The sequence below is a fragment of the Paenibacillus sp. FSL R5-0473 genome, from assembly GCF_038004565.1.
In the GTDB taxonomy this organism is placed as follows: Bacteria; Bacillota; Bacilli; order Paenibacillales; family Paenibacillaceae; genus Paenibacillus; species Paenibacillus amylolyticus.
In genome coordinates, this window is the sequence record NZ_JBBORL010000001.1 from 6,352,073 (window position 1) to 6,364,791 (window position 12,719).

Annotated in this window: 10 protein-coding genes; 6 read left to right on the plus strand and 4 right to left on the minus strand. The window is 48.7% G+C overall.

Translation table 11 applies throughout. The features are described 5' to 3' along the window. Positions 1–202: 202 nt before the first annotated feature. Positions 203–583 (plus strand): nuclear transport factor 2 family protein, encoded by a 381-nt coding sequence (locus MKY28_RS27915; RefSeq protein WP_076209652.1) that lies wholly within the window; start codon positions 203–205, stop codon positions 581–583. Between the two features lie 662 nt (positions 584–1,245). Here MKY28_RS27915 and gntK read toward each other — a convergent pair. The 4 genes from gntK to MKY28_RS27935 form a co-directional block, all read right to left on the minus strand. Continuing rightward, positions 1,246–2,796: a gluconokinase gene (gene gntK / locus MKY28_RS27920; RefSeq protein WP_340937582.1), complete on the minus strand. Its 1,551-nt coding sequence runs from the start codon at positions 2,794–2,796 to the stop codon at positions 1,246–1,248. A gap of 266 nt (positions 2,797–3,062) precedes the next feature. Then, on the minus strand, positions 3,063–3,890 hold the full coding sequence (locus MKY28_RS27925; RefSeq protein ID WP_340937583.1) for a carbohydrate ABC transporter permease: 828 nt from the start codon (positions 3,888–3,890) through the stop codon (positions 3,063–3,065). 20 nt (positions 3,891–3,910) lie between these two features. Then, positions 3,911–4,777, minus strand: coding sequence for a carbohydrate ABC transporter permease (locus MKY28_RS27930; protein WP_036613110.1), 867 nt, complete (start codon positions 4,775–4,777; stop codon positions 3,911–3,913). Between the two features lie 128 nt (positions 4,778–4,905). Then, the gene (locus MKY28_RS27935; protein ID WP_076329271.1) at positions 4,906–6,180 is read right to left on the minus strand and encodes an ABC transporter substrate-binding protein; all 1,275 of its coding nucleotides are present in this window, start codon (positions 6,178–6,180) and stop codon (positions 4,906–4,908) included. A 323-nt stretch (positions 6,181–6,503) separates the two neighbouring features. Here MKY28_RS27935 and MKY28_RS27940 point away from each other — a divergent pair, with 323 nt between their 5' ends. The 5 genes from MKY28_RS27940 to MKY28_RS27960 all read left to right on the plus strand — a co-directional run bounded on the left by MKY28_RS27940 (position 6,504) and on the right by MKY28_RS27960 (position 12,681). Next, the gene (locus tag MKY28_RS27940) at positions 6,504–7,271 is read left to right on the plus strand and encodes a GTP cyclohydrolase II (RefSeq protein ID WP_315372491.1); all 768 of its coding nucleotides are present in this window, start codon (positions 6,504–6,506) and stop codon (positions 7,269–7,271) included. 192 nt (positions 7,272–7,463) lie between these two features. Then, on the plus strand, positions 7,464–8,033 hold the full coding sequence (locus MKY28_RS27945) for a glycerol-3-phosphate responsive antiterminator (protein ID WP_026081418.1): 570 nt from the start codon (positions 7,464–7,466) through the stop codon (positions 8,031–8,033). Between the two features lie 28 nt (positions 8,034–8,061). After that, positions 8,062–9,549, plus strand: a complete 1,488-nt coding sequence (gene glpK, locus MKY28_RS27950) for a glycerol kinase GlpK (protein WP_036667919.1) — start codon at positions 8,062–8,064, stop codon at positions 9,547–9,549. Between the two features lie 400 nt (positions 9,550–9,949). Then, on the plus strand, positions 9,950–11,608 hold the full coding sequence (locus MKY28_RS27955) for a glycerol-3-phosphate dehydrogenase/oxidase (protein ID WP_340937585.1): 1,659 nt from the start codon (positions 9,950–9,952) through the stop codon (positions 11,606–11,608). A gap of 68 nt (positions 11,609–11,676) precedes the next feature. Further along, positions 11,677–12,681, plus strand: a complete 1,005-nt coding sequence (locus MKY28_RS27960; RefSeq protein ID WP_340937587.1) for a Gfo/Idh/MocA family protein — start codon at positions 11,677–11,679, stop codon at positions 12,679–12,681. Positions 12,682–12,719: the final 38 nt, after the last annotated feature.

Consider the following 12,719-nt stretch of genomic DNA (forward strand, 5'->3'; position numbering starts at 1 on the left):
CCAAGGGAAAAATCCGGTGATAAAGGCGAACGCTTCGCTTCTTCAGATTGGTTCTGCACTCTCCGTGTTAGTGTAAAAGTCGGTCTCAACTTATATATTTCTTGCAGGCAGTATAAGAAGTATGATACATTTCTTTTCAATAGTTCGAAAATATTCGAACTGAAAGATTGGAAAACGGCTTTTTATTCTAGGAGGAATATAAATGAGTACCACTACACTGTTGAACAACTATTTCCGTTTATTTGATGCTTCACGTACAGACGAGCGCGCCATGCAGGACTTATTGTCCCTGTTTACACCGGACGCGGAGATTGTGCTTAACGGCACCAGCCGAACAGGATTCGATGGTTTTATGAAAGCTTTCTACGAATACAATAAGGATGTAAAACATATGTGGGATGCGTGGGTGCAACAGCCCGACGGCAGTTACCAAACGAACTGGGCGGTATGCGGACAAGCGGCAGACGGAACGGTATATGCCAAAGCAGGCATCGATATCGCACGTGTAAATGATGCGGGACAGATTGTGTATCTGGAGAATGTACAGGCCGACCAGAATGCGTTCAGCAAGTATAATCAGTAATAGCGGAGTATAAATGGTAATAATGAAACGTTAGGAAACGAAGCTCTACAGTCTTTCAAGCTGTGGGGCTTTTTTTGGTCGCATATTTAGGTGATTTGAACGGCGCTGAGGACGAGGGCTTCATCATTCTGTTAGCACAGTTTCTACAGGTAAATTGGTACACAAAAACTGTACATGAAGATTTGTACATAAAAATCTGTTCATGAAAAAGACCCTCCCACCTGTTTTAAACATGGCGGACGGTCCTCATGAACGTGCATAAGACGTAGTCGCTAGAGCCTTAGTTTATTCTTAGCCAGACGCAGCTTAGGAGATGGTGTCTTGCTGCATGGAAACGATGTTCTTTCAATTCTAACGAATCTGAGACGTGCTATTGGAGGATATTTGGAGAAAATAAATTTCTAACGAACCACAGACACGTTAATTGGCTACATATTAGGTTCTAGAGCAGTTTTGTGCCCATGTAAGCCGATATAAGGTGGCTCAGGTTCGTTAGATTTTGAAAACATGCTATAAACCTCATATAAGATGTCTACGATTCGTTAGCTATTCCATGCTCAACTTTTGACCGTCCAACGTGTTGCAACATCCTAGGCTTTTAACCTTCTAGCCCTCACACCGTCCCGTTCTCCGGTTATCCTGCATGCGGTCCCACGCCTTCCCTACCCCTGCATCGTCTTATTCTGAAAGGCAGCGATATCCGCATACTCTTCTTCGAATTTGCGGGAGATGCGGATGAAGATCGGCAGCAGTTCACGGTACACGCGGACACTGTCCGGGTCTGGTTGGTGCCGATGTGTTGATCCAATCATGCCGGAGACGGCACTCAGGGAATCGATGCGGCCAAGAGCGTACAAGCCCAGTACGGCTGCGCCGAGACAGGAGCTTTCAATACTTTCGGGGATGATGACATCCTGATCGAAAATATCGGCCATCATCTGGCGCCACAACTCAGAGCGGGCGAAGCCGCCTGTCGCCTGAATTTTTTTCGGACGGCCAATCTTTTCTTCGATTGCCAGCATGACCGTGTACAGGTTAAACAACACACCTTCGAGCGCGGCGCGAATCATATGTTCTTTCTTATGATGCAGCGTCAGGCCGAAAAACGAACCCCGTGCATTGGGATTCCAGAGCGGAGCCCGCTCACCTGTCATATACGGATGGAACAAGAGACCTTCCGAACCCGGAGGTACATTTTCCGCGACACGAGTGAGCACTTCATATGGATCGATGCCAAGTCGTTTCGCAGTCTCCACCTCGGAAGCTGCAAACTCGTCCCGAATCCAGCGGAAAATAACACCGCCATTGTTCACCGGTCCGCCAATGACCCAGGCATCCTCCGTGAGCGCATAACAGAAGAAGCGTCCTTTGGGATCGGTCACCGGTTTATCTACGACTGTACGAATCGCTCCACTGGTACCAATGGTCACGGCCACGACGCCCGGATCAATGGCGTTCACGCCCAGATTGGAGAGCACACCATCACTTGCACCGATGACAAATGGTGTGGTGACCGCAATGCCCATTTCCTTGGCGTACTCCGGGTGCAACCCATGTTTCAGCACATGTGTGGTTGGGACCAATCGGGACAAGTGTTCCGGCGTAATGCCCGCTACATGCAGCGCTTCAGCATCCCAGTCGAGTTTCTCCAGATTCATGAGTCCGGTTGCGGAGGCCATGGAGTGATCAATGACGTATTCAGAAAATAATTTATAGAAAACATATTCTTTCATGGATATGAATTTGTGCGTCTGTCTGAACAATTCAGGCTGATCCCGGGTGAGCCACATGATCTTGGTGAGAGGGGACATCGGATGAATCGGCGTACCTGTTCTCAGGTATATTTCGTGACCATTCATCTCGGATTTGAGTACTTCCGTCCACTCGGCACTGCGATTATCTGCCCATGTCATGGCCCGCATCAGCGGTTTGCCGTGTTGATCGACTGGCAGAATGCTGTGCATGGCCGAACTGAAGGATACAAACAGGATGTCCTCTGGCTTCACTCCCGCTTTGGAAGTGGCCTGTTTAACGGACTCGATGACTGCTTTGAAAATATCTTCCGCATCCTGCTCCGCAATCGCAGGTGTGGGGGTGTATAGCGGATAGTCGGCACTGCCTTGAGCCACAATGGTTCCGTTCTGTTCGAACAAGACGGCCTTGGTGGAGGTCGTGCCGATATCTACGCCGATCATATAGGGTGAAGAAGCCATTTTGTCATCCCTCTTTCTTAAATATATAAGTGAAATGAATGCTGTTACACGTTAACACTTCGGGTACAGAAAGCCTTCCGATCGCGTAAATGCGAAGCATATGCTTTCGAAGTAGCTTTCCTCTGGAAAGCTTTTAACTCCATTTCTTCAGGCCCTTTCTGTCCCCTTCGTGCACGTGGTGCTATTCATCCAACTTATATGGCATCTGTTATTTCATCTATAGATAAGAATATCAGACTTGAGGGATGGATCAAAATGCCACAATCTTAGTCCTTCACCGCCCCTGCGGCAATATCCGAAATAAACTGGCGACTGATGAACAGGAACATAACGATGAGCGGAATGACGGCAAGCAACGTACCAGCGATAACCATTGCATAGTCTGTGTTATACAACCCGTTTAATTGAGACAACGCAATCTGCAACGTATATTTGCGTTCATCCGTCAGGACGATCAAAGGCCACAGATAATCATTCCATACGCCGATAAAGGTGAACGCGCCGAGGAAAGCAAAGGCAGGTCGCAGGATTGGCAGCGCCACGTTCCAATAGAGTCGGAAGAAATTACAGCCGTCGATGCGGCCCGCATCCAGCAGATCGTTGGGAATGGACTCTGTTGCATACTGGCGAATCCAGAAGATGCCGAAGGCGTTCACCATGCCCGGAATAATGAGAGCTTTGAAGGAACCGACCCAACCGAACGTAGCCATGAGTACGAAGGAAGGCACCAGCGACAGCTGGGAAGGTACCATCATGGTTGCGAGCAGCAAGATGAAGAGCCACTTTTTGCCGGGAAATTCAAACTTCGCAAACGCAAACCCCGCCAGTGAGTCAAAAAACAGTACAAGTATGGTCACGAGGGCCGACACAAACAACGTATTCAGAAAGGCGCCCCAGAAGTCAATCTGCTGTAACACCCGCGTAATATTATTCCACAATTCGCCCCCGAACCAGAGCTGGGGTGGAAACTTGTAGATATCGGACGTTGTCCGGGTAGACATTACAATCAGCCAATAGAACGGGAACATGGATATGAGCATGCCCCCGATAAGACCGGTATACAACACCAGCGATTTGAGGTGTTTGGTCGCCATGTGCGCTCCCCCTTATCACATCAGGATGATTTGCCTTGAACAAGCTTCCAGTTCACAATCGAGAACAGGGCGATAATGAGGAACATGCCCCAACCAACGGCAGCGCCATATCCGAAGTAATTGTTAATGAAGGATTCACGGTAGAGGTACAGTACAATCGTCATGCCTGCTGCACCTGCGCCACCGTCATTACCTACCAATACTTGTGGCTCGGTGAACAGCTGCATACCGCCGATCGTTGACGTAATGACCGTGAACAGGATCACAGGACGCAGCATCGGAATTGTAATTCGGAAAAAGGACTGTATCGCTGAGGCGCCGTCAATCTTGGCCGCTTCGTATAACGTCTGCGGAATACTCTGAAGTCCGGCCAGATAGATGACGGCGTTATATCCGGTCCAGCGCCAGACCACCATGGAGGAGATTGCGACTTTAATGCCCCATGGTGCATTAAGCCACTCCACAACAGGTAGCCCGACCGACTGCAACAGATAATTGAGAAAGCCATAATTGTTGGCAAATAAAGCACCGAAGATAATGGCTACCGCCACGATGGATGTGACGTTTGGCAGAAAATAACCGACCCGAAACAGGGTACGGAACTTCACAAATGGTGCATGCAGCAAAAAGGCAATAATCAGGGCGAAGAAGAGCATCGGAATCGTCGAATAGATCCAGATCATGAACGTGTTACCCACGGCTTGCCAGAACTCGGCATCGGTCAGCATGTATTTGAAATTGTTGAGTCCGTTAAACGTCATGACACCGATGCCATCCCATTTATGAAAAGCCAGATAGAGTGAGAATCCGATTGGGAACAGTCCAAATACCGCAAACAGAATATAAAACGGCGATATCGCAACATAAAGTGCACGATGCTCCCACATTCTCGCCCATAGTGACTTCTGCCGATCCAGATCAGGTCTTTCATTTCCGGGATCGGGAGTAAGACGAGGTTCAGTTACAGCCATATGAATTCCTCCTTTGCGGATAACGAAACCACACGTTCTTCAGGTTAACGCTGCAATTCCCGCTCGACGCGGTGTACTGTATCTGTCCAGACCTGCTGTGGATCGGCATTTTGCTTCGCGACATCATTCAGCCGCCGGGTGATAATGTTGTGTACGGATGGATATCTTTCGCCAAAGAAAGCATCCGGCACATCCTGTGCCGATTCGGCAAATACAGGCCCTGTCGCCTGTCCACCGAAGAAAGGTTCTTTTTCTTTCATGGCAGGATCATCAAATACACCTGGTGCAGAAGGGAAAAGGTTCAATGTCTGATATTGCTCCAGTTGATTTTCGGGACTTTGCAGCCAGCGAACCAGTTCGAAGGCTTCCTGAGGATGTTCACTCGACTTTAGGATGGACAGGAATGATCCTCCGTTGTTGCCATCTCCCCCCGGTGCCCGAGCAACCCGCCATTTCCCGGAGGTGTCCGGAGCGGCTTCCTGAAGAACTTGTTTCATCCAGACAGCACCTACAAAAGAGGCGATTTCGCCATTATTCATCGCGGCGTTCCAGCTTGGAGTCCAGCCATCTGCATTGGCAAGCAGTCCCTTCTCTTTGAAAGCAACGGCCGTATCCCAGCTCTTGCCCACAATAGGGGAATCCATGCCGATAAAGGACCCGTCCGGCCGGAAATAACGCTCCGCAGACTGCGATATGACTTGATTGTAAACGGTTGCAATATTGTCGGTTAGAAAAACCTTGCCTCCGAATTTTTCCTTGAGCTGTTCTCCGGCAGCAGCATATGCATCCCAGCTGTTGATCTGGCGTGTAACGTCTTCGGGATCAGATGGCAATCCGGCCTCCTTGAACAGATCTTCTCGGTAGAAGAGGGCTGTTGGGCCCGTATCCATCGGGAAACCGATCATCTGTCCGCTTGGCGTAACGCCTTGCTTCCATTTCCACGGCAGATATTGGTCTTCAATATCTCCTGCACCGAGATCATACAGATTATAGAAACGGTCCTCACTGGGGAATAGCTCCATGATCCAGTCGTTCAATGCCACAATGTCTGGTTCACCTGAGCGTGCAGCGAGTGTTGTTTTGAGTTTTGCTTTGAAATCACCGCCGATTTTCTGAGCTGTCAGTTCGATATTGGGGAACTTTTCCTTAGCCCTAGCAATCAACTTATCGTCGATGGAACGATTCCAGTACCACAATGTAAGCGCTACCTTTTTATTGCTCGCTGAATCGTCTTGTCCGGGCCAGATGGAGCATCCGCTTATGAGCAGGACGCAGACCATCAGTATGGCTGTCCAGCATGTTCTTTTCCGGCGGATCATGTGTATTACCCCCTCATCATTAAGTTCGAGGCATGAAGTGCTTTGGACTACAACATTAGTGTATGAGCAGTTTATAAACTCATACCCAATATTCCTGAAATGAAACACATATTTGTGTCGATTGCGTAACATAAATTGGGTAGTTACTTTAAAAATAAAAGTTACTTGACACATTATAATTTTTATTCTAAACTAACTTACATAAAGTAACTAATGATGATGAGAATAATATAGATACGTACTATATAACATCCAAGTGATCCAATTTCATGCTGGATGCGAATCAATCAACAGACAAGTTGGCCTAAACAGGAGGAACGACAATGATCAATTCACATATTATTCAACTGCTTGCCCCCAAAATTCAGACTTTTCCGAGTGGAAAAGAGTTCATATACCTGGTGGGGCCAATCAAACTCCCGGTTAACCTCGATGGGGAGACCAAGACATTCCAGTGGTATAGCTGGATGAAGTCAGACAAAGCGATGGAGAGCGGCGAGTTAATCGAATCCCTTGCTGAGGCTGAACTGGCAGAGCGTCAACAATCCAGTGTTCTGGTGTATGGTGACTTTGCTGAAGCACAAGAAGCGCTGATTCGGATGCATAGCATCTGTCATACAGGCGACATCTTTGGCAGCAAACGCTGTGATTGCGGCTTCCAATTGGAGCAATCCATGAAAATGATCGCCGCTCACGGAGCGGGTGCACTGTTCTATCTTGCGAACCATGAGGGACGTGGCATTGGTCTGTTCAGCAAAGCCATGGCGTACATTTTGCAAGAAGAAGGTCTGGATACGGTAGATGCAAACTTGCAACTCGGATTCACAGACGATGCTCGTAATTATGACGATGCGATTGCTGTGCTGCGTACACTTCGCTCCGCACCGGTTACATTGATCACCAACAATCCACGGAAGCTGGCTGCTTTGCAGGAAGCGGGATTAAATGTGGGCGGACGTGTGCCACTATGGGGAGATCGCTCTGCTTTCAACGAGAAATATCTGCAAACGAAAGTGAACCGTTCCGGTCACTTGGCAGAAAGTGATGGTTGGGCTGGGGCAGAGACGCTGCTTCCGCATGCGCAGGGTTAATCATTATTTATAGACGTATACGAATAGATGGCTAGCCGTTGATGTACTCTCTGTTATGGAGAAGTACAACAGCGGCTTTTTGCTATGGATGATAGGGTAGCGATCAGGTTTTCCTGATTCACGGAATGGCTTGCCGTTCCCGCAGTGCGGATTATACAATATAGTCATCTGATGAATGCGGGAGGAACCAAGGTGCCATTTGAGGGACAACGTATATTGCCGGCTGCAAAGAGCATGAAGCAGTTTGAAGCGATGATTGAAGGCCCTTATACCTATGGGGTGATGCTGGAAACGCATATTGCACAGCTTCAGAGTGTAATGGACGAGGCTCGGCGGTACGACAAAAAGATACTTTTGCATGCAGATCTGGTCCAAGGATTGAAGAATGATGAGTATGCGGCAGAGTATCTGTGTCAGCACATTCGCCCGGCAGGACTGATCTCTACGCGAGCGAGTGTCATTCAGAAGGCAAAGCAGAAAGGCATTACAGCGATTCAACGTATTTTTCTGCTCGATACCCATGCACTGGAGAAAAGTTATCTGCTGCTGGCCAAAACCCAACCGGATTATATTGAAGTATTACCTGGCGTCATTCCGCATATTATTGCGGAAGTATCTGTGCGTACAGGGATACCCATTATTGCAGGGGGATTGATCCGTTCACCGGAAGAGGTTGAACTTGCGCTTGGCGTCGGGGCTACGGCAGTGACCACATCCAACGCAGATCTGATCCGACACTTCGAGAAATCGCTTACACCTTAAAAAGAACCCACAACAGGAGGTTGGCTGTATGGAAAAATATATATTGGCTCTGGATCAGGGAACAACAAGCTCCCGAGCTATTCTATTTAACCGTGGCGGGGAGATTGTGCACATTGCACAGCAGGAATTCCCTCAATATTTTCCCAAACCGGGCTGGGTAGAGCAGAATGCCAACGAAATCTGGAGTTCCATTCTTGCCGTAATGGCTTCATGTCTGGCAGAGAGCGGAATTAAGCCTGTCCAGATTGCCGGAATTGGAATTACGAATCAACGTGAGACCGTTGTGGTATGGGACAAAGAAACAGGCAGACCCATCTATAATGCAGTGGTATGGCAATCCAGACAGACCGCAGATATCTGTGAAGAACTGAAGACACAGGGTCTCGGGGACCTTTTCCGCCGTAAAACAGGATTACTGATCGATCCCTACTTCTCGGGAACAAAGGTGAAGTGGATTCTGGATCATGTCCCTGGTGCCCGGGAGCGGGCAGAGAAGGGTGAACTGCTGTTTGGCACGATTGATAGCTGGCTGATCTGGAAACTGAGCGGGGGTACACATGTCACGGATATATCCAATGCCTCACGTACCCTGATCTATAACATCTATGATCTGCAATGGGATGACGAATTGTTGGATATCCTCGACATTCCCAAGGCTATGCTACCAGAAGTGCGAGGTTCATCCGAGGTGTATGCACACACAACAGACTATCATTTCTTCGGTCATCGGATTCCGATTGCGGGAGCGGCAGGAGATCAACAGGCAGCGATGTTTGGTCAGGGCTGTTACACCAAGGGTAGTATGAAAAATACATATGGTACCGGTTGTTTCATGCTTATGAACACGGGAGAGAACCCGGTACAATCCAATCACGGACTGATTACAACGATTGCCTGGGGGATGAATGGCAAGGTTGAATATGCGCTCGAAGGCAGCATTTTTGTTGCAGGTTCAGCGGTTCAGTGGCTGCGTGACGGATTAAGGATGCTTCGCTCTTCAAAAGATAGCGAGGATTACGCCTCACGTGTGCCTTCGACAGACGGCGTTTATATGGTACCTGCATTTGTGGGATTGGGCAGTCCGTATTGGGATAGTGAGGTTAAGGGTGCGGTGTTTGGCCTGACACGAGGCACGACAAAGGAACACTTTATCCGTGCTACGCTTGAGGCATTGGCGTATCAGACCAAAGATGTACTGGAGGCAATGGAATCCGACTCGGGTATTCCCGTGCATGCTCTGCGTGTGGATGGAGGAGCGGCGGCCAATGATTTCCTCATGCAGTTCCAGAGTGATATTCTGGGCATTCCTGTCGAACGCCCAACGGTGAATGAAACGACTGCATTGGGTGCGGCTTATCTGGCAGGATTGGCGGTAGGATATTGGACGAGTGCGGATGAATTGACGGATCATGAAAATACGGAGCGTGTCTTCCAGCCTGTTATGGCTGAGCAACAACGAACAGAACTGTATACAGGCTGGAAGCGTGCAGTGAATGCAGCAATGGCTTTTAAATAAAAGAAATGAAATGAATATTTCTTGGTGTGGGTATTTGTACTTTTTAACTAAACATATGTTATAAATGATATTTACTGGTGGAAAATGATGCATGATTTACAGGGTTATTCTTCCTGGAGAAGGTGAAATATATATCCACTATAAGGAAAAAAACAAGGTTAGTGGATTCATTTGAAATTCCATCCTTTGGCAGAACAACTTTTTGAATTTTTTTTGAATAATGTGTCATTTCAGGACTTCACGCCGTCAAAAATCTGTGATAGGATAAAGGCACAAGTTAAAAAATGATGTCTGGAGATCGGGAGGGACCACGTGCCGCTCAGCAATTGCTGAGCGAATGACGTGGTCCTTTTTTTGTTTTTTTACGGAAAAATCGAGAAAATCAATAGGAGGTTCAAGAATGACAGAAACGTTCTCGTCAGCACACCGGACCGAATATTTGCAAAGCATGGCGAATGCACATTTTGACGTATTAATTATTGGTGGTGGGATTACAGGCGCAGGGATTGCATTGGACGCGGCTTCGCGTGGATTGAAGACAGCGCTTGTTGAAATGCAGGATTTTGCAGCAGGTACATCCAGTCGTTCGACCAAACTTGTCCATGGCGGATTGCGTTATTTGAAGCAATATGAAGTGAAGATGGTTGCTGAGGTAGGACGGGAGCGGGCTGTAGTCTATGAAAATGGGCCACATGTGACAACACCGGAACCGATGTTGTTACCGATCTATACGGCTGGCACGTTCGGCCGCTTCAGCACATCCATTGGGCTGATGGTGTATGATCGGCTCGCCGGGGTGAAGCGCAGTGAACGGCGCCAAATGTTGAATGCCGGAGCGGTATCAGACAGTGAACCTCTGTTACGCAAACAGGGGTTGTTGGGTGGTGGACTCTATGTGGAGTACCGGACTGATGATGCCAGGCTCACCATAGAGGTTATGAAAGAAGCTGTCAAACGTGGGGCACAGGCAGTGAACTACGTTAAGGCGAAAGGTTTCCTGAAGGAGAATGGCAAGATTACAGGTATTGAAGCCGTGGATCAGATCGATGGGCAGATCTATACGCTAAAAGCAAGCAAGGTGATCAACGCTTCCGGTCCATGGGTGGACGGTCTGCGGGAATTGGACGGTTCACGCCATGGGAAAACACTGCAGATGACCAAAGGCATTCATTTGGTCTTTGATGGTGAACGATTCCCATTAAGACAGGCCGTCTATTTTGATACACCAGATGGTCGAATGGTCTTTGCTGTCCCACGTGATGGAAAAACCTATGTAGGCACAACCGACACTGTATATCAGGATGATCCTGCACACCCGCAAATTTCCGACTCGGATCGCGATTATGTGATTGATGCAGTTAATGGCATGTTTCCAGATGTACACATTGGTACCGAGGACGTGGAATCCGGATGGGCGGGTGTACGTCCACTAATTCATGAGGAAGGCAAGAATCCTTCCGAAATATCACGTAAAGATGAAGTCTGGGTATCCGAATCCAATCTGATTACGATTGCCGGGGGCAAGTTAACTGGATACCGTAAAATGGCCGAGATGGTTGTTGATCTGGTCGCACGCCAGATGGAGCAGGAGAGTGGGCATTCTATAGGTCCTTGTGTAACGAAGAAGATGCCCATCTCCGGCGGTGATGTAGGGGGATCGGCTGGATTTGTATCGTATGCGGAGCGCAAGATCAAGGACGGTGTTGCTCTCGGGCTTGCCCGACCTGCTGCGGAGCGGCTGGTTCGCACGTATGGTTCCAATGTGGAGGCACTGTATGAGCGAATGCCCGATCCACGCATCAAGTCCGAGCTTCATGGCATGCCACAGGAGTTATTGCTTATGCTACATTACGCGATTGATGAAGAGATGGCTGTAACCCCATCTGACTTTTTGGTACGAAGAACAGGTGATTTATTCTTCCGTATTGATGAAGTTCGTCGCTATAAAGCAGCGGTTATCTCGTATATGGCAGGTCGTTTGGACTGGTCGGAAGAGGAAGAGGTTAAACATACACAGGAACTGGATCAGCTGTTGCTGGAAGCATCCGGCAAAATCTGAGGCAGGATTTCAAGATCGAGAGTCGAATGGAACATGTAAGCGTGTAACATAGAGAGGGGACTACATCCATGACATTACAGATCGGAATCATTGGAACAGGCTGGTTCAGTATGGTACACGCGGATATTCTCGCACGGATGGAAGGTGTTCGTGTTGCGAGTGTCTGTGGAACTTCGCTCGAAAAGGCAGAGGCTATGGCCTTCGTTTATGATGCTGTTGGTTACGGGGAACTTGAACATATGCTGGATGGTGAGAAGCTGGATGCGGTGTATATCTGTGTGCCTCCGATGTCTCACGGATCAATTGAGTCCGAATTAATCCGCCGCGGTATTCCATTCCTGGTGGAGAAACCGCTGAGTACTGGAATGGACGTTCCACGTCAGGTGTTGGATCAGGTGCAAAAGAGTGGATTGTTAACCTCTGTAGGATACCATTTCCGTTATCAGGAGGCTGCGCAGGTCCTGCGGCAAGCGATGAAAGAACAGACGGTCGGCATGGCTCTTGGCCGCTGGATGGGCGGAATGCCAGGGGTTGCCTGGTGGCGGCGTCAGGACGGTTCAGGAGGGCAATTCGTAGAGCAGACTACACATATTGTAGACTTGCTTCGGTATTGTGCAGGAGAAGTTACGGAGGTATATGCTGTAGCAGCTCAGCGAAGCATGCATGAGAAGCATGAACATGTGACCGTAGCCGATGTGGCAAATGTGACGCTTAAGCTGGAAAGTGGAGCGATTGCCAGTATCGCCAATACATGTCTGTTGCCAGACGGAGAGGGCGGCGCAGGGCTCCAGTTCTACACGGATGCAGGTGTGTGGGATTGGACGCCAGAACGTTTGCTTCTGCCAAGTGCCGCAAAACATGCGATGGCAGGTCTGGAGATTCCGGCAGGACATAACCCATACGAGCGTGAGAATGAAGCGTTCATTCACGCCCTGCGTACGGGAGACCGTTCACGAATTCTGTCCGATTATGCGGATGCCTGCCGTACACAGGAGATTACGACGGCGGCGCTGGCATCGGCAGATTCCGGTCTGCCGGTACAGCTTCAGCCTTCAAAACATCTCTCTCATTAAAAGGTTGAAGGTAATATAAATACGCCTGAATCAGGGAA